This window comes from Salinispora oceanensis (assembly GCF_000383575.1).
Classification (GTDB): domain Bacteria; phylum Actinomycetota; class Actinomycetes; order Mycobacteriales; family Micromonosporaceae; genus Micromonospora; species Micromonospora oceanensis.
On sequence record NZ_KB911579.1, the window covers coordinates 1,363,836 to 1,384,968 of the forward strand.

Below are 21,133 nucleotides of genomic sequence, written 5' to 3' on the forward strand. Positions count from 1 at the left end.
CCGGCGCTAGACGCGAACCTCCCGCAGGTCGCGAACCTCCGCGGCCGGTGCCCAGCCCTGGTAGACGCCGTAGTCGAACGCCTCGAGACCCATCGCCTCGGCGACCGGCCAGCGCCCACCCGTGTACTCGACCCGCAGCCAACGGTCGTGCTCGCCCAACACGATGAACGGCTGCCGCTGCCAGGTGCAGGCGGTACGGATGTACGTCAGCTCGTCAACCTCGGCAGCCGGTACGACGCGTAGGTGGCGGCCGGGGCGTACTTCGGTGAAGCCCTCGCCCGGCTCGCGCTGATACAACCGGACCTCACCACCGTCCGGACTGGCCTGGTATTCGCGGCCCCGCCAGCGAGCCACGTACCCGTCCCGGATCACCCGTCACCCGCCTGTCGCCACCGCAGTGCGTCAACATCCAACGTGGCGACGAGCCGCTCGGTGCCGTCCGCGCCGATCCGCCACAGCTGCGTGCCGTGCGGCAGCCGGGCACTGTCAACCTTGAACTCCGCCACGACGTCGCTACTCTCGCTCGGAGCGAAGCCGTTGCCACGGAACGGCGGCTTTTCGATCACCCAGCCCTCCATGGCCTGCATCGCGGCTTCGCTCTGCCCGCCGTACGGGATGCGGTAGAGGTTCGGCCGGAACGCCGGCCACCGCAGTACGTAGATCTTCTCGGCGCTCCGTTCGAAGGGAGAACCGGGGTAGCCCAGGCCGAGCGCGTCGTAGAGCTGAGCCGGGGTGGTCAGGTGTGCCAGCTCACCAGCCCGGTGCACGAAACCGGAGACTCGGTCGTACCCCCGCTCCAGGTAGTAGCCGAGTTGGCTGGCGGCCACCGCCTTCTGCATCAGGACGGGGCTCGTGGCCTCGGGGCTCGGCGGTTGGTAACGCGGCCGGTCGGCCGGTGCCGGCTGGCCCGCCGGCACCGACGCGGCCGGTGCCGCCTCGGGCTCCGGCCGATCCTCGCCCAGGCCCACCTCCACCGCCCAGTTGGCGAGCCCGACGATCTGCTCGCCGGGCAGCTTCGTGCCGATCGGGGTTCCCGGATTGACGACGAAGGACCACGACCGGTCCGGCCAACGCTGGATGAGCTGCACGAAGCGGACTCGAATGGTCTCGACCGTCCCGGTGGTGTGCTCGGCGAGCCGCTCCGAGGAGGTGTAGACGACCACGGAGAACGCTCCGTCCAGCTCCTCGGTCTGCCAGACGAACCCCGCCCCACCGGGCCGGCTACCCGGTGCTGAGTCGGTCGCCACCGGAAGCAGCACCTGGGCCAGCAGCAGCGTCGACAGGAAGGTGTCGGTGTTGCCGCTGATGGCCGCCGTGGCCAGGTCCGCTTCGACCGCGTTGGCCGGTACAAAATCCGGCGGCACGGAGGTCGGGGCGGGATTCGGGGACGATATCGGGCTCCGGGGAAGGTCACCTACTTCCGCCACGTTAATTCGCATCGTGGGCTCGACCGGATCGCCACTGGCGGGGAGCACCGGGGCGCCGCCGACCGGGACCGCACCCGCCGCTACCGATATCGGCAAAGTCGCCGAGGCACCGTCCGACCCGGTAGCGGTCAGGTTCCGGGATTCGACGACCGTCCCCTCGATCACCGTCGGAGAAAGAGTCCGCTGGGGTGGCGAACCGGAGGCCGGTTCGGTGACCGGGGTCGGCTCCGACTCCGCCGAGGTAGGCCGGGGCGGGACCGCGCTGGTGCGACGCGCGTACTGCCGGAGGGTCGCCGGGTCGGGCACCGGGAAACGGACAGTCCGGGCGTCCTCCGCTGCCGCCGGCCCGGGTGCTGGCTCGCCGGGCGGGGCAGCGCCGTCCTGGTTGACCCGGGTCGTGGGTTGGGCCGAGAACATCGGCGACGTGGCCGGTGACGGTTCACTGACCGGTTGCCGGCGCGGAAACTGTTGGGCGCCCCGGGTAAGGCGCGACCTCCGCTCATCTCGGTCACTACGGGCCGCGGCCGGTTCGAAGAAGGACCGGCGACCGGAGGGCTGCTCGGGGAGGCTCCGGGGTTGCCCCCGCGGGGGTGCGGCTCCGTCGGCGGGGCCGGGTTCGGGTGGGCGAGCCTGGCGGGGTGCCACCGGGTCCCCACCGGTGGCCCGGCCAGCGTCCATCACCGGCCGTCGGAGGGCCGCCGCCCGCAGGTCGGCTGGGGTACGCAGCGGCGCACCCGGAGACGACGTGGACGGCGACGGGCGCAGGGGGGCGACGCCCTCGGGTGTTCGGCCAGCCCGCGGAGCGCGGTCCGGCCCCTTCGCCCCGGCGGCCGGCTCCGCTTCCCGGCGCTCGAAGGGACGAGGCCGGGGGTTGGTCTCGTCGCGCTCCAGCCGGGCCCGAGTCCCCATCGTGCGACCGGGCAGGCGGACATCGCCACGGGAGAGCTGGGCGACGTACCACGCCGGCAGATAACCCTCAATGGGCAGACCCGGGTTGACTGCCAACCACCACTCGTGGTTGGGCCAATGGTCGACAAGCTCAGCGTAGGCGGCTCGGCGGTTCGCGCCCGCGTGCTCACCGAGGCAGGCGCGCAGCGCGGCGACCGAGGTGAACGCCAGCACGTGGGTTCGGCCGCCGGCGCTCCAGGTGCCCCAGTTCATTGACGCCTGACCGGCCGGCGCTGGCGCGGAGACGGGCAGCAAAAGCTCCGTGCGGGCCAGGACGCGGAAGTATCGTTGCTGGTCATTGGCACGCAACGCGTCACGCAGCGTTACCTCTACCTCGGTGGCCGGCTCCCATTCGGTCAAGGCCAGCCCTCCTCCCGGCGACAGCGCACGCGTATGGGGTCTAATCTACAAGGTGCCACAAGATCAGAACGGGCTGGCCATACTGGACCGCCGCGAGCGATAACACCCCGCTCTGGCATCGACACGATCCGGAGTCGGTCGATGTCGCGGCACCGGTCCCACCCCCGCACCGCTTCTTCGGCGGCAACGGCCGCAGTGCGCGCGCCGGGAGCGGGGAGGCCCAGACGCACGGGTTCGAGGCCGCGCCTTCCGCGGAAGACGGGACCCGAGCCTTCCCTGGAAGAACAGTCCGTGGCAGCATTCTCCGCCATGGGTTTCCTGAAAGGGCTCTTAATCCGGTTGGGCATCACCGCGGCCGCCTTCTGGCTGGCCACGCTCCTCATCCCGGGCATCACGCTGGATGCGGATTCGGCCACCGAGACGGTCACCACGCTGGTCTTCGTCGCCGCGATCTTCGGCGTCGTCAACGCGGTGCTCCAACCGATCATCAAGACTGTGGGCTGCGGCCTCTACCTCCTCACCCTCGGGTTGATCGCGCTGGTCGTCAATGGCCTGTTGTTCCAGCTGACCAGCTGGATCGCCGGTGAGGCCGGGCTGCCCTTCAACGTTGACGGGTTCTGGCCGGCCGCCGTCCTCGGCGCGCTCTTCGTCGGTGTGGTCACCTGGCTACTCGGCGCCATCTTCGACCGCGACTAGCCGCGTCTTCCCGCCGCCCCGATCGGTACGTGTATCGGGGTGGCGGGCACGGCGTTCCGACAGTGTCACCCCAATCCGGGGTGTTCAGCTTTGGTTCACATTGCTGCACACTGGCGGCAATAGTCTCCTCCTAGCCTCCGGCGTGTACGCACGCCATTCGCTGACCGCGGCGTGCGCAATCGAAATCAGGAGGCCCCTCCACATGAGCGACCGTCCTCGGCTGCTCCCGCTGCTCGGCTCCATCCGCCACGGCAGTCGTGACGCTATGACCTGTCTCTACCGGTGTGGTAACGCCTGTGACCACCCGGTGCCCAACACCTCGAACAACACCTACTTCGGCGACCTGGTGGACGCCGAGGTTTCCCGCCGCGGCATGGTTCGCGCCGGCACGGTCGGTGCGCTGGTCCTGGGCTTCGGCGGCGCCGGTGTGCTCGCCGGCAGCGGCGCCGCTGCCGCTTCCTCCGCTGGGGTGACCCCGGAGACGACCGAGTTCGCCGCCCCGCCCGGTGGCGTCGGCGACGGGAAGCTGACCTTCAAGTCAGTCCCACCGAACACCCTGGACAGCTTCATCGTGCCGAACGGCTACGACCACTCGGTGGTCATCCGCTGGGGCGACGAGGTGGTGCCGGGCGCGCCCCCGTTCGACCTGCACAAGCAGACGGCCAAGGCGCAGGCCCAGCAGTTCGGTTACAACAACGACTTCGTCGGCGTGCTGCCGCTGGGCCGGACCAAGGCCCTTCTCGTGGTCAATCACGAGTACACCAACGAGAACCTGATGTTCCCCGGCTTCACCGACGTGGACTCGCTCAGCGTCGAGCAGCTGAAGGTCGCGATCGCCGCGCACGGCATGTCCGTAGTGGAGTTGGAGCGGGTCCAGGGCACCGGTGAGTGGCGCCCGGTCAAGTCCGGCAAGCGGCAGTACAACCGTCGGGTGACCGCCGGGGCGACGAAGTTCGAGCTGACCGGTCCAGCCGCCGGCTCGGACTGGCTCAAGACCGCTGCCGACCCGAAGGGGCGCACGGTCATCGGCACGTTGAACAACTGCGCCGGCGGGGTAACCCCCTGGGGCACGGTGCTCTCCGGCGAGGAGAACTTCAACCAGTACTTCATCGGCGGCGACGGTGCCCCGGAGGAGCTGAAGCCGAGCCTGGCCCGGTACGGCGTCAACACCACCGACCGTTACCCGAGCGGGAACCGGAAGTGGGACCGCGCCGACGAACGCTTCGACCTGACCGAGCACCCGCACGAGGCGCACCGGTTCGGCTGGGTCGTCGAGATCGACCCGTACGACCCGGAGAGCCGGCCGCGCAAGCACACCGCGCTGGGCCGGTTCAAGCACGAGGGCGCGAACGTCATCGTGTCGAAGAGCGGACACGTGGTCGCGTACATGGGCGACGACGAGCGGTTCGACTACCTCTACAAGTTCGTGTCGGAGAAGAAGTTCAAGAAGGGGAGTTCCTGGCGGGACCGGGAGCACAACCTGACCCTGCTGGAGTCGGGCACCCTCTACGTCGCCAAGCTGGACTACACCAGCGCCGACGAGATCGACGGCTCCGGTGAGCTGCCCAGCGACGGCGCGTTCAACGGCGGCGGTCGGTGGATCAAGCTGGTCAGCGGTAACCGCTCGTACATCGAGGGCATGACCGCTGCCGAGGTACTCACCTTCACCCGGCTCGCCGCGGACCAGGTCGGCGCCACCAAGATGGACCGGCCCGAGGATGTCGAGGCGAGCCTGCTCACCGGCAAGGTGTATGTCGCGCTCACCAACAACTCCTCGCGTGGGGTTGGCAGCAACCCGAAGGCGGACGAGGCGAACCCGCGTAACGCCAACCGCCACGGCCACGTGCTGGAGCTGGTCGAGAAGCACGGAGACAACTCGGCGGAGAAGTTCACCTGGTCGCTGCCGATCGTCGCCGGCGACCCGGCGGACTCCTCGACCTACTTCGCCGGATACGACAAGACGAAGGTCTCTCCGATCTCCTGCCCGGACAACCTCGCCTTCGACGCCACCGGCAACCTCTGGATCTCCACCGACGGCAACGCGCTGGGCAGCAATGACGGCCTCTTCGCGACGCCGATCGAAGGCCCGGAGCGGGGCCACCTGAAGCAGTTCCTCACGGTCCCCACCGGCGCGGAGACCTGTGGCCCGTTCGTCACCGGCGACAACCGTTCGGTCTTCGTGGCCGTGCAGCACCCGGGGGAGATCTCCGGGGCCTCGATCGAGAACCCCGCCTCCACCTGGCCCGACGGTGACTACGCCAAGCCGGGCGTGGTCGTCACCTGGCGCCTGGATGGCGGCCCGATCGGCAGCTGACCTCTACGCTGCCCCTCGGTCCTGGTAGGGCCGCGAACGGGCCCTCTCCCCGATCCGGGAGAGGGCCCGTTTCCTGCTGCCGCCGGCCCGCCGCCCCGCGTCCGGTCAGGTCTCGTGGACGAGACTGTCGGCGATGCCCCGGGCAGTCGCAAGCAGCTTCGCACGAACGACCCGGGCGGAGGTCATCATCTCGCCGGCCGGCAGGGCGCAGGCGAGCGCCACCCGGCGTTCCACGTCCTTGTCCGCGCTCACCAGCACGGCCGCACAGGCCACCCCCGGCCGATACTGCCCCAGCTCCAGCTGCATCCCCCGCCGCTCTCCCGCCACGAGGTCAGCCTCGAACGCCTCGATGGTGGTCAGCGTCCCGGTGGTGAACGGGCGCATGCCGTTTTCCCGCAGGTAGCGCAGTCGCTGTTCGGTCGTGAGCGTCGCGAGCAGCGCCTTACCGAGGGCGGTGGCGTGTGCCCCCTCGTCGAAGCCGGGAACCAGGTCCTCCAGGTAGGGAGAGCGTGGGCCTTCAGTGGCGGCCGTGATGGCCACTTGGCCGCCGACGAACCGGCCCAGGAAGTGGCTGTAGCCGGTGTCGAAGACGGCCCGTCGCAGGGACTCCCCGACCGCCGGCGGTCCGCGGAAGGCGCTGACCAGCTCCCGGTAACGGTCGGCTATCTCCAGGCCCACGATGTACGTGCCGTCCTCGCGCCGGATCACGTAGCCCTCGTACGCCAGGGTGCGGACGAGGTGGTATGTGGTTGCCACGGTCAGCTCGCACCGTCGCGCGATCTGTTTGACGGTCAGCCCTTTCGGGGCACGACCGACTGATTCGAGCACTCGTAGCGCACGGGACACACTTCGGATGAGGTCCGAAGGCTCCGCCAGGGGGTCACGCACAACCACCTCCGCAGCCGGGGACTTACACCATATGAAATTCAGGACCGCCAGGAAACGCCTGTTCGGGCAGAGAACACCAGATCGTCATCCACTGCAAGTGATTAAGTGATCACTTAAGGCTGATGCGGAGAGGTACATGGATACCCGGGCTACCGTCCGACGTCGTGGTGGTGCCGGCGGACCGGGAACCGGTCGCGAAGAGATGCGTCAGCCGGTCCGGTCGGCGCCCGGACCACCGAGAGATGCGTCAGCCGGTTCGGTCCGCGATCTGGTCGCAGAGAGATTCGAGCGCCTGTCGGGCCGGACCCGGCGGCAACGGCGCAAGCTGCGCGCGCGCCTCCTCAGCACTGCTCCGGACCGTCTCCCGGGCCCGCTTCAACGCCGGGCTCTCCCGGAGCAGTCCAAGGGCCTCGGCATGCAGGTCGTCATCGGTCAGCGGGCCGACCGCCAGGACGTCTCGGAGCCGCACCGACGCGGCGTCGGCGTCGTCCGAGGCGAGGGCATACAGCACCGGCAGGGTGGGGATGCCCTCGCGGAGATCAGTCCCGGGCGTCTTGCCGGAGCGCTCCGCCTCGCTGGAGATGTCCAGCAGGTCATCCGAGAGCTGGAAGGCCACCCCGATGGTCTCACCGTAACCAGCCAGCGCCTCGGTATGCGCCGGGCTGGCCCCGCTGAACATCCCACCGAACCGTGCCGCGGTAGCGATCAACGAGCCGGTCTTCTCGGCGATCACGTGCAGGTGGTGCGCCACCGGGTCCACGCCGGGACGCGGCCCCACGGTCTCCGCGATCTGGCCGTGCACCAACCGGGCGAAAGTCCGCGCCTGCAGTCGGACAGCTTCGGTGCCGAGGTCGGCCGAGATATCCGCGGCGCGGGCGAAGAGATAGTCACCGACCAGAATGGCCACCGAGTTCGTCCACCGGGAGTTGGCGCTCTGCGCACCCCGACGCACCGGCGCCTCGTCCATGACATCGTCGTGGTAAAGCGTGGCCAGGTGGGTGAGCTCCACCACCACGGCCGCTGGCACCACCTGCTCCCGAGTCGGATCACCGAACTGGGCGCCGAGCGCCACCAACAGCGGGCGGAATCGCTTGCCCCCGGCGTCAAGGAGGTGTCGGGCGGCCTCGGTGACGAACGGGTCAGCGCTGACGACATCGGCCCGCAGCGCAGCCTCGACCCCGGCCAGCACCTGAAGCGCCGAGTCCGGGAGCCCCGCGTCGATCGGGTGCAGCCCGACGGCACCCACCTGACCCGCACCGCCCCGGCCGGAACGACTACCCAGGCCGGTGGCACCCGAAAGCTTGTCAGCCGGATTCACCACGTCTCCCACCATGCCACACCAGTACCGCCAGCCCCGGGGCGGGGATGACCGAAGGGCTCCCGAACGCGTCCATGACCTCCGAGAACAGCCTCGGGGCCGGCACGGAGGTCACGTGCCGGCCCCGGATCAGCGGTGTCACCGCACGAACTCTGCGGCTCCCGCGGCGAGATCGAGCAGCGGCTGCGGAAACACGCCGAGCACCAAGGTGGCGACCACACCGATGGTCAGCGCGGCCGAGGTCAGCCAACCCGGCATGACCACGGCGGGAGTGGACTCGCCCGGCTCGGAGAGCCACATCAGCACGACCACCCGCAGGTACGGGAAGGCGAGCACCATGCTGGTCAGCACACCGGCGATCACCAGCCAGCCCTGACCGCCGTCGAACGCCGCGCTGAAGACCGCGAACTTGCTCGTGAAGCCGCTGGTCAGCGGGATACCGGCGAAGGCGAGCAGGATGAAGGTGAACAGCCCGGCGTAGAAGGGCGAGCGCTGGCCCAGACCCGCCCAGCGAGACAGGTGGGTGGCCTCGCCGTCCGCGTCCCGAACCAGGGTGACCACCGCGAACGCGGCCAATACCGAGAAGCCGTAGGCCACCAGGTAGAACATCGTCCCGGAGACCCCGTCGCTGGTCGGTGCGAGCACCCCGACCAGCAGGTACCCCGCGTTGGCGATCGAGGAGTAAGCGAGCAGCCGCTTGATGTCGGTCTGGGTGACCGCGAGTACCGCGCCGACGAGCATGGTCAGCACCGCCACCGCGCCGAGGACCGGGGTGAAGTCCCAGCGGGCCCCCTCAAAGGCGACGTGGAAGACCCGCAGCAGGGCGCCGAACGCGGCGACCTTCGTGCAGGCGGCCATGAAACCGGTAATTGGGGTGGGTGCCCCCTGGTAGACGTCCGGCGTCCAGACGTGGAATGGCGCGGCGCCGGCCTTGAACAGCAGGCCGATGGCGATCAGCGCCATACCGCCAAAGAGCAGCACCGAGCTGGACGGGCTCTCCGCGACCGCCGCGTGGATGGTGGCGAAGTCGACCCCCGCTGTCCGGCCCGGGGTGCCGGCGGTGAAGCCGTACACCAGCGCGACGCCGAAGAGGAAGAACGCCGAGGCGTACGCGCCGAGCAGGAAGTACTTCATCGCCGCTTCCTGGCTCAGCAGCCGCCGGCGGCGAGCCAGGGCACAGAGCAGGTAGAGCGGCAGCGAGAGGACCTCGAGCGAGATGAACATGGTCAGCAGGTCGTTCGCCGCCACGAAGATCAGCATGCCGCCCACTGCGAAACTGATCAGCGGGTACACCTCGGTCGCGCCCGGCGCCCCTTCGGCCTGCCGACGATCGTCCGCCGACTCGGCGGTCACCGCCGCCTGAGCCACGAACGCCCCGCCACGCTCGACTGAACGCTCGCCGATGAGCAGCAAGGCCATCGCGGCCAACACCAGGATCGCGCCCTGCAGGAAGAGCGCCGGTCCGTCAATGGCGATCGCCCCACCGATGGTGATCAGACGATCATTGGCGTTCAGCACCACCATGGTCAGCGCACCGAGCACCGCCAGCAGCGCTACCGCGAGCTGCACCACGTGCCGCCGCCGGCGCGGCACGAACGCCTCGACCAGGACACCGACCAGAGCGGCGCCCAACAAGATGAGCGTCGGCGCGAGCGCCGCGTAGTCGATCGACGGAAGCTTCAGCTCGCTCACCGGCTCGCCTCCTGTGGAGTTCCGGCCGACGGGGCCGGGTCAGTCTTGCCGATATCCTGCATGGTCGCCTGGACAGCAGGGTTGATTACATCCGTGACCGGCTTCGGGTAGAAGCCGAGCAGCACGATCAGCGCGACCAGCGGGGCCACTACGACCTTCTCGCGCAGGTTCAGGTCCCGCTTCATGCCCTCGACCTCGGTCAGCGCCGGGTTGAGCGTGCCCTGGGTGGTGCGCTGCACCATCCACAGCACGTACGCCGCGGCCAGGATGACCCCGAGTGTGGCGATCACCGCCACCGGCTTGTTCACCGAGAAGGTGCCGATCAGCACCAGGAACTCGGAGATGAACGGTGCGGTGCCGGGCAGCGCCAGCGAGGCGAGACCAGCGAAGAAGAGCACCCCGGCCAGCAGCGGAACCAGCTTGCCGGCGCCACCGAAGTCGCTGATCAGCGCGGAGCCCCGGCGGGCGACCAACATCCCGACCACCAGGAAGAGCAGACCGGTGGCGAGCCCGTGGTTGACCATGTAGAGCACCGCACCGGTGGCGGCCTGACTGGTGAACGCGAAGATGCCGACCCCGATGAAGCCGAAGTGCGCGATCGAGGTGTACGACACGAGCCGCTTCAGATCGTTCTGACCGATCGCGAGGAGCGCCGCGTAGATGATGCCGATCACGCCCAGCGCCAGCGCCCACGGCGCGAACCACTTGGCCGCGTCCGGGAACAGCGGAAGGCAGTAGCGCAGCAGGCCGAACGTCCCGACCTTGTCGAGCACACCGACCAGCAGCGCGGCGGCACCAGCGGGGGCGGCCCCACCGGCGTCCGGCAGCCAGGTGTGGAACGGGAAGAACGGAGCCTTGATGGCGAAGGCGATGAAGAAGCCGAGGAAGAGCCAGCGCTCGGCCCCGGTGGAGATGTCCACCTCCGACAGCGCCGCCCAGTCGAAGGTCTTTCCACCGACCACCCAGAGGCCGATCACCGCGGCGAGCATGAACAAGCCGCCGACGAGCGAGTAGAGGAAGAACTTCACGGCCGCGTACTGCCGCTGATGTCCGCCGTAACTGCCGATGAGGAAGTACATCGGCACGAGCATGACCTCGAAGAACACGTAGAAGAGGAAGACGTCGGCGGCGGCGAAGACGCCGATCATCGTGCACTCGAGCACCAGCAACAGGGCGAAGTAGACCGGCACCGACCGCTTGGACGACTCGGCGTCATGCCAGGACGCCAGAATCACCAGCGGCACCAGCAGCGCGATCAGCATCAGCATGACCAGCGCGATGCCGTCGGCAGCGAAGGTGAAGTTGACGCCCCAGTTCGGAATCCACGGATAGGACTCACGGAACTGGAACCGGTCACCACCGGTCTGCCAGGTCACCCACATGACCACCGAGAGCGCCAGCACCAGCAGCGACCAGCCGAGCGCCACCTGTTTGGCCAGCTCCGGCCGGCGGCGGGGCAGGACGGCGACCACCAGGGCACCGACCAGCGGCGCCACGGTGAGCACCGAAAGGAACGGGAAGTCGGACATTACGCGGCCTTACCTCCGTCGTCACTGTGCGGTCCGCCGACGGCGGCCACTGCGGGGTTCCCCGACCGCCTCCTGAGGTCGATCACACCAGCCACCCCGCCTCGACGGCCAGGAAGGCCGCCACCACCAGCAGGGCGCCGGCCAGGATCGAGGTGGCGTACGACCGGACGAAGCCGGTCTGCAGCCGCCGGAGCCGACCCGAGCCACCGCCGACGCCGGCGGCGAGGGCGTTGACCAGTCCGTCGATGCCCCGGTTGTCCAGGTAGACCAGCGCCCGGGTGAGGAAGATGCCCGGCTTCTCGAACACCGTCTCGTTGACGGCGTCGGTGTAGAGGTTCTTCCGGGCGGCGGTGACCAGCACCCCCGCCGGCTGCGGCTCGGTGGCCGTGCCGCGCCGGAACAGGAACCAGGCCAGCCCGGCACCGATCACGGTCACCCCGATCGACAGGATCGTGATGGCGAGGTGCGAGAGCACCGTCTCGTGCGCGGCCTCCGAGCCACCGCCCAGGCCGGCGGTCGCCTCCAGCCACTCGGGGACGGGCCCGACCATCAGGGCGCCGGCACCGATCGAACCGACCGCGAGCAGGATCAGCGGGATCGTCATCAGCTTCGGCGACTCGTGCGGGTGGTCGATCTCCTCGGTCCAGCGCGCCGGGCCGTGGAAGGTGAGCACGAACAGCCGGGTCATGTAGAACGCCGTCAGCCCGGCACCGAGCAGGGCCGCCATGCCGAACAGCCAGGCCGTCCAGTCGTCCCGCTCGAACGCGGCCACGATGATCGGCTCCTTGGAGAAGAAGCCGGAGAACGGCGGCAGGCCGATGATCGCCAGCCAGCCGGCCATGAAGGTCAACCAGGTGATCTTCATGTATTTCGCCAGCCCACCGAAGCGCCGGATGTCGACCTGGTCCTTCATCCCGTGCATCACCGAGCCGGCGCCCAGGAACATGTTGGCCTTGAAGAAGCCGTGTGCCAGCAGGTGCACGATAGCCAGCGCATACGCCGCACCGCCGAGGCCGACGCCGAGGAACATGTAACCGATCTGGCTCACCGTGGACCAGGCGAGCACCCGCTTGATGTCGTCCTTGGCCATGCCGATGATGGCACCGAGCAGCAGCGTCAACGCGCCGACGCTCACCACGACCAGTTGCAGCGTCGAGTTCGCCGAGAAGATCGGGTTGGAGCGGGCGATCAGGTACACACCCGCGGTGACCATGGTGGCCGCGTGGATCAGCGCCGAGACCGGGGTTGGACCCTCCATCGCGTCCGGAAGCCACGCCTGCAGCGGGAACTGGCCCGACTTTCCGGCCGCACCGAGCAACAGGAGCAGGCCGAGCAGCAGGACCGTGGTGGCGGTCAGGGAGCCGACGCCGGTGAAGACCTCGTCGTACTGCGTGGTGCCCAGGGTGGCGAACATGATGAAGATGCCGATCAGCAGGCCGGCGTCGCCGACCCGGTTCATCAGGAACGCCTTCTTACCGGCGGTGGCGGCGGCGGGCCGCACGTACCAGAAGGAGATCAGCAGGTACGACGCCAGGCCGACGCCCTCCCAGCCGAAGAAGAGCATCACGTAGTTGTTGCCGAGCACCAGCAGGAGCATGGCGGCGACGAACAGGTTGAAGTACGCGAAGAACCGCCGACGCCCCGGGTCGTGGGCCATGTACTCCACCGCGTACAGGTGGATCAGGAAGCCCACCCCGGTGATCAGCAGTACGAAGACCGCCGCCAGCGGGTCGAAGAGCAGACCGAAGTCCACCCGCAGGTCACCGACCGCGATGAAATCCCAGAGGCTCCGCTCAACGGACCGGTTCTCCAGACCGCGGAGCTGGAAGAAGTAGGTCAGGCCGAGCAGGAACGCGACACCGACCGATGCGACACCCAGCCAGTGCCCCCACCGGTCCGCCCGCCGGCCGAGCAGCAGCAGGATCGCCGCGCTGACCAGCGGGATCGCCACCAGCAGCCAGACGCTGCCGAGCAACCCTTCGGCGGTCGCGTACGTGACGGCGCCCACCGGCTCGACGGGGGCTTTCGCCAATATCTCCATCACCGCAGGCCCCTCAGTACTTCAGCAGGTTGGCGTCGTCGACGCTCGCCGAGCGTCGGGTCCGATAAATCGCCATGATGATCGCGAGTCCGACCACGACCTCGGCCGCGGCCACCACCATCACGAAGAACGCAATGATCTGCCCGTTGAGGTCACCGTTGATCCGGCTGAAGGTGACCAGGGTCAGATTGGCCGCGTTGAGCATCAGCTCAACACACATGAACAGCACGATCGCGTTCCGCCGGACGAGTACCCCGGCCGCACCGATGGTGAACAGCACCGCGGCGAGGACCAGGTAGTAGTTCGGCTCGACCGAGAAGAACTCGTTCACTTTTCGGTCCCCTTCAACGTCGTGTCCTCGGCGGTCAGCTCACGAACCGGCAGGATCTCCGGCGTGCTCTGCTCGGCCAGTCGGCCGTCGGGCAGGCGGGCCGGCGTGGCGACCGACGAGGAGGTGGCGAAGACGCCGGGGCCCGGCTTCGGGCCGGGGTAGTTACCGGGGCGGAACCGCGCCTTCATGGTGGCGGCCTGGTCCATCCGGTCCTCTCGGCGCCGCTCGATGTGCGCCAGCACCATCGCACCGACCGCCGCCGTGATCAGTAGCGCCGAGGTGAGCTCGAAGGCGAGAACGTACTTGGTGAACAGCAGCCGGGCAATGCCCTGCACGTTGCCCTCGGCGTTGGCGGCGGTGAGCCCGGCAGCGGTGCTGTCCGCCAGCGCCCGGTGCAGGCCGGTTCCGACGAGTCCGGCGAACCCGACGCCGAGCACGAGCGCCGCGACCCGCTGGCCGCGCAGCGTCTCGATCACCGAATCCGAGGCACCACGGCCCACCAGCATCAGCACGAAGAGGAACAACATCATGATCGCGCCGGTGTAGACGATGATCTGCACCACGCCGATGAACGGTCCAGCCTGGATCACGTAGAAGACGCCCAGGCAGAGCATCGTCATGACCAGCATCAGCGCCGAGTGCACCGCGTTGCGGGCGGCGACCATACCGATCGCGCCGATCAGCGCCAGCGGGGCGAGGATCCAGAAGGTGACCGCCTCACCTCCGGGTACCGAACCCGCCGCGGCGAGCACCGTCTGCGTGGTCATGCTCCGTCTCCCTTGTCCGCCCGTTCTGCGGCCTGCTCGGCGCCGGGGAACTGCACACCGGGGTGCTCGCTGATCCGGTAACGGCCGGGGCCCATCGGCGAGTGCTCCGCCCCGGCCGAGGTGCCCGGGTTCTCCAACGCGCCGACGTAGTAGTCCTTCTCGCTGTCACCCAACCGCATCGGGTGCGGCGGCTGCTCCATACCGGACAGCAGCGGCGCCAGGAGCTGCTCCTTGGTGAAGATCAGGTCCTGGCGGTTGTCCCGGGCCAGCTCGTACTCGTTGCTCATGGTCAACGAGCGGGTCGGGCACGCCTCGATGCAGAGTCCGCAGAAGATACACCGGGCGTAGTTGATCTGGTAGACGCTGGCGTACCGCTCACCGGGGGAGAAACGCTCCTCCTCGGTGTTGTCGCCACCCTCCACGTAGATCGCATCCGCCGGGCAGGCCCAGGCACACAGCTCGCAGCCGATGCACTTCTCCAGGCCGTCCGGGTGCCGGTTGAGGATGTGCCGCCCGTGGTAGCGCGGCGCCGCGACCGGCGGCTTGAACGGGTAGTCGGTGGTGACCACCTTCTTGAACATGTGCGAGAAGGTGACCCCGAAGCCCTTGAACGTTCCGGTGATCGCGCCCATGTCACACCTCCCTGGAGTCCGTGTCGGCGAGGTTGGCCGGCTCCCGCTCGGCGACGATGCGTTGGGTCCGCGGGCTCGGTGGTACCTGAAGGTCCAGCGGCGGCAGCGGGAAGCTGCCCGACGGACGGTTGTTGACCTCCTCGGCCAGCGTCAGCTTCGGCGCCGGCCGACGGCTCGGCCAGATCAGGGTGGCGACCAGCACCACACCGGCGATGGCCCCGTAGAGGATCAGCCGGTCCGCGCGCTCCCAGCCCTGGGTCTTCAGCCAACCCGCCAGCACCAGAATCCACACCAGGTTGAGCGGAAGCAGGACCTTCCAGCCGAGGCGCATGAACTGGTCGTAGCGGAGCCGGGGCAGGGTGCCCCGCAGCCAGACGAAGACGAAGACGAGGAGGAGGACCTTGCCGAAGAACCACAGCATCGGCCACCAGCCGGCGTTCGCCCCGTCCCAGATGCTGAGCGGCCAGGGCGCGCGCCAGCCGCCGAGGAAGAGCGTCACCGTGAACGCCGACATGGTCACCATAGCGACGTACTCGGAGAGCATGATCAGCGCGAACTTCAGCGAGCTGTACTCCGTCATGAAGCCGGCGACCAGCTCGGACTCCGCCTCGGGCAGGTCGAACGGGGCCCGGTTGGTCTCCCCGACGATGGCGATGAAGAAGATTACGAAGCTCGGGAAGAGCAGGATCGCGTACCAGCCGGGCGCCGAGACATCGAAGCCGAAGAACTCGAGCTGGGGGCGTTCGCCCTGGGCCGCGACGATCCCGCTGGTCGACATCGTGCCCGAGAGCATGAAGACCGCCACGATGGAGAGGCCCAGCGCGATCTCATACGAGATCAGCTGCGCGGCGGAGCGCAGGCCGCCCAGGAGCGGGTAGGTCGACCCGGAGGCCCAGCCCGCCAGCACCACGCCGTAGACCGCCATTGACGAGCAGGCCAGCACCAGCAGCACCGCCACCGAGACGTCGGTGACCTGCAACGGCGTCTGGTGCCCGAAGATGCTGACCATCGGGCCGAAGGGCATCACCGACAGCGCGGTGACCGCACAGACCACCGAGATGACCGGGGCGAAGAAGTAGACGACCTTGTCCGCGGAGCGCGGCAGGATGTCCTCCTTGAAGGCCATCTTCATGCCGTCCGCGAGCGTCTGGAGCAGGCCGAACGGGCCGAGCTGGTTGGGACCCGGCCGGACCGCCATCCGGCCGACGACCCGCCGCTCGAACCAGACGCCGAGCAGCGTGGCCAGCAGACCGAACGCGAACGCGAAGACAATCTTGATCAGGACCAGCCACCAGGGGTCCCGGCCGAAATCGGCCAGCGTCGGTTCCTGGGCGAGGAAGGTCACTGTGCCCACCTTTCGGTCGCGACTGCGGGGCTGACTCGCCCCACTCGTGCTCTCCCCACCCTCACTGGACACCACCGGAGTTGAGGAGCGGACCCGGGCGGCCGGTCGCGTCGGCGGCGACCGGTGCGTCGGACTGCGGGGGAACGGTCGAGCCGGTCGTACCGGCGGAGATCCGCACGACCGCCCCGCTCGCGACGCCGAGGCTGCGGCGGAGGGTCGATCCGGGCGAGTTGGTGGGCAGCCAGACCACGCCGTCCGGCATCTCGGTCACCACCAGCGGCAGGGTCACGCCCCCGCGTTCGGTGCCGACGGTCACCGCGTCCGAGTCGGCGACACCGATTGACTCCGCGGTGCTCCGGGACAGCCGGACCACCGCCGGGCGGGCCGTACCGCCGAGGTGCTCGTCCCCGTCGGTCAGCGTTCCCAGGTCGATCAGCTGGTGCCAGGTGGCCAACACCGCCTCGCCGGCGCCCGGCTGCGGCACAGCCGCCGGGGCCACCGTGGGCGGGGCCGGCTTCGTGGTCCGGGTACGCGGCAGCTCACCCAGCTCGCGGCGGACGGCCGGCACGTCAGCGGTGCCGAGCCGCACGTCGAGCTGCGCGGCGAGCGCGTCCAGCACCCGGCCGTCGGTCATCGCGGCGGTGTTCAGCACCGCCTCGAAGGGGCGTAGCCGCCCCTCCCAGTCCAGGAAGCTTCCCGCCTTCTCCAGCACCGGGGCGACCGGGAGGACCACGTTCGCCCGCCGCGTCACCGCGCTGTTGCGCAGCTCCAGGCTGACCAGGAAGGGCACCGTGTCCAGCGCCTGCTCGGCCAGTCGGGGGTCGGCCAGGTCCGCCGGGTCGACGCCGGCGACGACCAGCGCGCCGAGCTCGCCGGCGCTCGCCGCGGCGAGGATCGCGTCCGTGTCCCGGCCCGCCTGGCTCGGGATGGTTCCGGCCGGCACGTCCCACGCCTCGCCCAGCTCGGCGCGGGCAGCGGGCTCGGTAACCAGACGGCCACCGGGGAGCAGGTTCGGCAGGCAGCCCGCGTCGACCGCGCCCCGGTCACCGGCGCGCCGCGGAACCCAGGCCAGCTTGGCGCCGGTACGCCGGGCCACCTCCGCCGCAGCGGAGAGCCCACCCGGGGTCGCGCCCAGCCGCTCACCGACGAACAGGATCGCCCCTGGCTGGCTAAGCGCCTCGGCGACCGTCGCGTGCTCGGCGAGCACACTCGCCTCCTCGCCCGGCACCACCCGGGCCAGCTTGGCACCGAGCTTCTCCAGACCGCGGGTGGCGAACGGCGCGATGGCGTAGACCGTCAGGTTCTTCTTCAGGTGCGCCTTGCGCAGCCGCAGGAAGAGGATTGGGCACTCTTCCTCCGGCTCCAGGCCGACCAGCACCACCGCGGGCGCCTTCTCAATGTCGGCGTAACTGACATCGGTGGCTCCGGCGACCGAGCTGGCCAGGAAGTCGGCCTCCTCGCGGGAGACCGGCCGGGCCCGGAAGTCGAGGTCGTTGGTCTGCAGCGCGATCCGGGCGAACTTCCCGTACGCGTAGGCGTCCTCGACGGTCAGTCGACCGCCGGTGAGCACCGCCGTACCCGACCCACCGTCGCGGGCGGCCCGCAGCCCGTCGGCGGCGACGGCCAACGCCTCGCTCCAGGAGGCTTCGCGTAGCTCGCCGGTGCGCTCGTCCCGGACCAGTGGCGTGGTCAGCCGGTCGGTGGCGCGGGCATACTGGAAGCCCCAGCGCCCCTTGTCACAGTTCCACTCTTCGTTGACCGCCGGGTCGTCGCCGGCCAGCCGCCGCAGCACCTTGCCCCGCCGCCAGTCGGTGCGCTGGGCGCAGCCGGCCGAGCAGTGCTCACAGATGCTGGGGCTGGAGACCAGGTCGAACGGGCGGGCGCGGAAGCGGTACTGCGCGCCCGTCAGCGCCCCCACCGGGCAGATCTGGACGGTGTTACCCGAGAAGTACGAGTTGAACGGCACATCGCCGTCTTCGCCCTCCGAGTCGCCGTACGCCTCGTCCCGGTAGATGTTGATCTCCTCTGCCGACGAGCGGTTCATCAGATCGATGAACTTGTCGCCGGCGATCTCCTCGGAGAACCGGGTGCACCGCTGGCAGAGCACGCACCGCTCGCGGTCGAGCAACACCTGCGTGCTGATCTCCAGCGGCTTCTCGTACTCGCGCTTGTGCTCGTGGAACCGGGAGTCGGTGCGGCCGGTCGACATCGCCTGGTTCTGCAGCGGGCACTCGCCGCCCTTGTCGCACATCGGGCAGTCGAGTGGGTGATTGACGAGCAGCAGCTCCATCATCCCCTCCTGCGCCTTCTTGGCGACCGGGGAGGAGAGCTGCGTCTTCACCACCATGCCGTCCGCGACGGTCTGGGTGCAGGAGGCGACCGGCTTGCGCTGCCCCTCCACCTCGACCAGGCACTGCCGGCAGGCCCCCACCGGGGCCAGCAGCGGATGGTCGCAGAACCGAGGGATCTCGACGCCCATCTGCTCGGCCACCCGGATCACCAGCTCCCCCTTGGGGGCGGTGACCTCAATGCCGTCGATGGTGAGCGTGACCGTCTCGGTCTGCTTGGCTACGTCCGTCATCAGTGGGCTCCCACCAACTGCTTGTCGGAAAGCTTCGGTGCGGTCCGGCCCTCGACATAGTCGAGGTAGTCCTGCTTGAAGTACTTCAACGAGGAGGTCACCGGGCTGGTGGCACCGTCACCGAGGCCGCAGAACGAGCGGCCGAGAATGTTGTCGCAGGTGTCCAGGAGCGTGTCCAGGTCCTCCTGGGTGCCCTGGCCGGAGAGGATCCGGCGGTAGACCCGGACCATCCAGTAGTTCCCCTCCCGGCACGGGGTGCACTTGCCGCACGACTCGTGGTGGTAGAACTCCAGCCACCGGTACGTCGCGTAGACCGGGCAGTCCTGGTCGGAGAAGATCTGCGTCGCCGTGGTGCCGAGAATCGACCCCGCCGCCGCCACTCCCTCGAAGTCCAGCGGCACATCCAGGTGGTCGGCGGTCAGTAGCGGCGTTGACGAGCCGCCCGGCGTCCAGAACCGCAGCGAGTGCCCCGGCTGCATACCGCCGGCCAGCTCGATCAGCTCACGGAGCGTGACACCCATCGAGCACTCAAACTGGCCCGGGTTCACGACCCGGCCGGAGAGCGAGTAGATCATCGGCCCGGAGGACTTCTCCGTGCCCATGGTCCGCCACCAGGCGGCGCCCCCCAACACGAGGTAGGGAACCGAGGCGATGGTGCCGACGTTGTTCACCACCGTCGGGCTGGCGTACAGGCCGTGGGTCGCCGGGAACGGCGGGCGCAGCCGGGGCTGGCCGCGGAACCCCTCCAGCGAGTCCAGCAGCGCGGTCTCCTCACCGCAGATGTACGCCCCGGCTCCCGAGTGCACCACCAGCTCCAGGTCGAAGCCGCTGCCGAGGATGTTCTTCCCGAGGTAGTTCCGGGCGTACGCCTCCTGCACCGCGTGACGCAGCCGGCGGGCGGCGTGCACCGCCTCGCCGCGGATGTAGATGTAGGCACGGTTGGCCCGGATCGCGTACGACGCGATGATCACACCCTCGATCAGGGAGTGCGGGTCGTGCGTCATCAGCGGCAGGTCCTTGCAGGTGCCCGGCTCGCCCTCGTCCGCGTTGACCACCAGGTAGTGCGGTCGCGTCGGGGCCTTGCCGTCCGGCTCCTGCGGGATGAACCCCCACTTGAGACCGGTCGGGAAGCCCGCCCCGCCCCGGCCGCGCAGCCCGGAGTCCTTGACCAGCTGGATCAGGTCGTCCGGGTGGGCACCCAACGCCTTGCGGAGCGCGGCGTACCCGTCCAGCCGCTCGTAGGTGCCGATCCGCCAGGCGTCCGGCGACAGCCAGCGCTTGGTCAGCACCGGCGTGAGCTTGGCCAGCGTCTCCGACCGAGGAGTGGTCACTGGTCTGCGCCCCTTTCGTTCCCGGCCGCATCTCCCATGCCCGCCGCTGCGTCCTTCAACGAGCGTTCCTTCACCGGCGCCTCGTCCCCCGCGGGCTTGGCGTCACTGGCGGGTTTGGCGTAGCCAGCCGGCCGGCTCTCCTTGGCCGCGCCAGCCGAAACGGCGGCGGGCTTGGCCTCGGCCTTCGCCTTCGCCTCGGCGGCGGCCTGCTCGGCCTCGGCCTTGCTGCGAATCGGCGTGTTCGGGTCGAACCCGGCGACCGCGATGCCGTGCTCCTGCGCCAGCCGCAGCCCGCGCACGGTCGGCTCGCCGGGGACCCCGTCGGCGACCGCGCCCTCGCGCTCGTCAGCGAAGCCGGCGAGCTGCACCGACATCTCCTTCAGCTGGCAGAGCCGAGCCCCACGACTCGGCTTCGGCCGGTTACCGGCACGCAGCTCGTCAACCACGCCGACCGCCGTCTTCGGGTCCACGTTGTCGAAGAAGTCGTAGTTGACCGTCATCACCGGTCCGTAGTCGCACGCCGCCAGGCACTCGGCGTGCTCCAGGGTGACGGTGCCGTCGGCCGTGGTCTCCTCGTGCCCGACACCGAGGTGCTCGACCAGGGCGTCGTACACCTCCTGGCCGCCCAGCACGTTGCACATCGTGTTGGTGCAGACGCTGACCAGCCAGTCACCGGTCGGCCGGCGCTTGTACATCGTGTAGAACGAGGCGACCGCACCGACCTGGGCCTTGTTCAGCCCCAGCACCTCGGCGCAGAACGTGATGCCGGCCGGAGAGACATACCCCTCCTCCGACTGCACCAGGTGCAGCAGCGGCAGCAACGCCGAGCGGGACCGATCGGCCGGATACCGAGCGATGATCTCCCGGGCCCGCGCCCGGGTCTCCTCGGAAAACACGGTCATCGGTGCCCCCTTTCCGTTCGCGACTGCGTCA

Annotated in this window: 16 protein-coding genes; 2 read left to right on the forward strand and 14 right to left on the reverse strand. The window is 69.3% G+C overall.

Features of this window, described 5'->3' with window-relative positions; all coding sequences use genetic code 11:
- Nucleotides 1-6 precede the first annotated feature (6 nt).
- Nucleotides 7-372, reverse strand: a complete 366-nt coding sequence (locus SALPAC4_RS0106235) for a hypothetical protein (protein ID WP_019869585.1) — start codon at nucleotides 370-372, stop codon at nucleotides 7-9.
- Nucleotides 369-2,735 carry an SseB family protein gene (locus SALPAC4_RS0106240; RefSeq protein ID WP_020629224.1) on the reverse strand — a complete coding sequence of 789 codons (2,367 nt, stop codon included), beginning with the start codon at nucleotides 2,733-2,735 and terminating at the stop codon, nucleotides 369-371. Before SALPAC4_RS0106240 ends, SALPAC4_RS0106235 begins: the two co-directional genes overlap by 4 nt.
- 309 nt (nucleotides 2,736-3,044) lie before the next feature.
- Here SALPAC4_RS0106240 and SALPAC4_RS0106245 point away from each other — a divergent pair, with 309 nt between their 5' ends.
- Both SALPAC4_RS0106245 and SALPAC4_RS0106250 read left to right on the forward strand, forming a co-directional pair.
- A complete protein-coding gene (locus SALPAC4_RS0106245; RefSeq protein ID WP_018731259.1) occupies nucleotides 3,045-3,431 on the forward strand; it encodes a phage holin family protein in 387 nt (128 codons plus the stop codon).
- Nucleotides 3,432-3,633: 202 nt separating this feature from the next.
- Complete coding sequence (locus tag SALPAC4_RS0106250) at nucleotides 3,634-5,745, forward strand: PhoX family protein (protein ID WP_019869586.1); 2,112 nt, start codon at nucleotides 3,634-3,636, stop codon at nucleotides 5,743-5,745.
- A 105-nt stretch (nucleotides 5,746-5,850) separates the two neighbouring features.
- Here SALPAC4_RS0106250 and SALPAC4_RS0106255 read toward each other — a convergent pair whose 3' ends face one another.
- The 12 genes from SALPAC4_RS0106255 to nuoE form a co-directional block, all read right to left on the reverse strand.
- A complete protein-coding gene (locus SALPAC4_RS0106255; RefSeq protein WP_027645100.1) occupies nucleotides 5,851-6,633 on the reverse strand; it encodes an IclR family transcriptional regulator in 783 nt (260 codons plus the stop codon).
- A 247-nt stretch (nucleotides 6,634-6,880) separates the two neighbouring features.
- Nucleotides 6,881-7,966 (reverse strand): polyprenyl synthetase family protein, encoded by a 1,086-nt coding sequence (locus SALPAC4_RS0106260; RefSeq protein ID WP_019869588.1) that lies wholly within the window; start codon nucleotides 7,964-7,966, stop codon nucleotides 6,881-6,883.
- 123 nt (nucleotides 7,967-8,089) lie between these two features.
- Nucleotides 8,090-9,643, reverse strand: a complete 1,554-nt coding sequence (gene nuoN / locus SALPAC4_RS0106265; protein ID WP_019869589.1) for an NADH-quinone oxidoreductase subunit NuoN — start codon at nucleotides 9,641-9,643, stop codon at nucleotides 8,090-8,092.
- Nucleotides 9,640-11,172 (reverse strand): NADH-quinone oxidoreductase subunit M, encoded by a 1,533-nt coding sequence (locus SALPAC4_RS0106270; RefSeq protein WP_018731241.1) that lies wholly within the window; start codon nucleotides 11,170-11,172, stop codon nucleotides 9,640-9,642. Before SALPAC4_RS0106270 ends, nuoN begins: the two co-directional genes overlap by 4 nt.
- A gap of 82 nt (nucleotides 11,173-11,254) precedes the next feature.
- Complete coding sequence (gene nuoL, locus SALPAC4_RS0106275) at nucleotides 11,255-13,213, reverse strand: NADH-quinone oxidoreductase subunit L (protein ID WP_020113463.1); 1,959 nt, start codon at nucleotides 13,211-13,213, stop codon at nucleotides 11,255-11,257.
- Nucleotides 13,214-13,226: 13 nt separating this feature from the next.
- Nucleotides 13,227-13,544, reverse strand: coding sequence for an NADH-quinone oxidoreductase subunit NuoK (gene nuoK, locus SALPAC4_RS0106280; RefSeq protein WP_018731239.1), 318 nt, complete (start codon nucleotides 13,542-13,544; stop codon nucleotides 13,227-13,229).
- Nucleotides 13,541-14,311, reverse strand: coding sequence for an NADH-quinone oxidoreductase subunit J (locus tag SALPAC4_RS0106285; protein ID WP_019869591.1), 771 nt, complete (start codon nucleotides 14,309-14,311; stop codon nucleotides 13,541-13,543). The genes nuoK and SALPAC4_RS0106285 overlap by 4 nt, the downstream gene beginning before the upstream one ends.
- Entirely contained in the window at nucleotides 14,308-14,943 is a 636-nt protein-coding gene (gene nuoI / locus SALPAC4_RS0106290; RefSeq protein ID WP_018731238.1) for an NADH-quinone oxidoreductase subunit NuoI, read from the reverse strand. The genes SALPAC4_RS0106285 and nuoI overlap by 4 nt, the downstream gene beginning before the upstream one ends.
- A 1-nt stretch (nucleotide 14,944) precedes the next feature.
- A complete protein-coding gene (nuoH, locus tag SALPAC4_RS0106295; protein WP_019869592.1) occupies nucleotides 14,945-16,288 on the reverse strand; it encodes an NADH-quinone oxidoreductase subunit NuoH in 1,344 nt (447 codons plus the stop codon).
- A 61-nt stretch (nucleotides 16,289-16,349) separates the two neighbouring features.
- Nucleotides 16,350-18,869, reverse strand: coding sequence for an NADH-quinone oxidoreductase subunit G (locus SALPAC4_RS0106300; RefSeq protein WP_019869593.1), 2,520 nt, complete (start codon nucleotides 18,867-18,869; stop codon nucleotides 16,350-16,352).
- On the reverse strand, nucleotides 18,869-20,200 hold the full coding sequence (gene nuoF / locus SALPAC4_RS0106305; RefSeq protein ID WP_019869594.1) for an NADH-quinone oxidoreductase subunit NuoF: 1,332 nt from the start codon (nucleotides 20,198-20,200) through the stop codon (nucleotides 18,869-18,871). The genes SALPAC4_RS0106300 and nuoF overlap by 1 nt, the downstream gene beginning before the upstream one ends.
- Nucleotides 20,197-21,102 carry an NADH-quinone oxidoreductase subunit NuoE gene (nuoE, locus tag SALPAC4_RS0106310; protein ID WP_019869595.1) on the reverse strand — a complete coding sequence of 302 codons (906 nt, stop codon included), beginning with the start codon at nucleotides 21,100-21,102 and terminating at the stop codon, nucleotides 20,197-20,199. Before nuoE ends, nuoF begins: the two co-directional genes overlap by 4 nt.
- Nucleotides 21,103-21,133 lie beyond the last annotated feature (31 nt).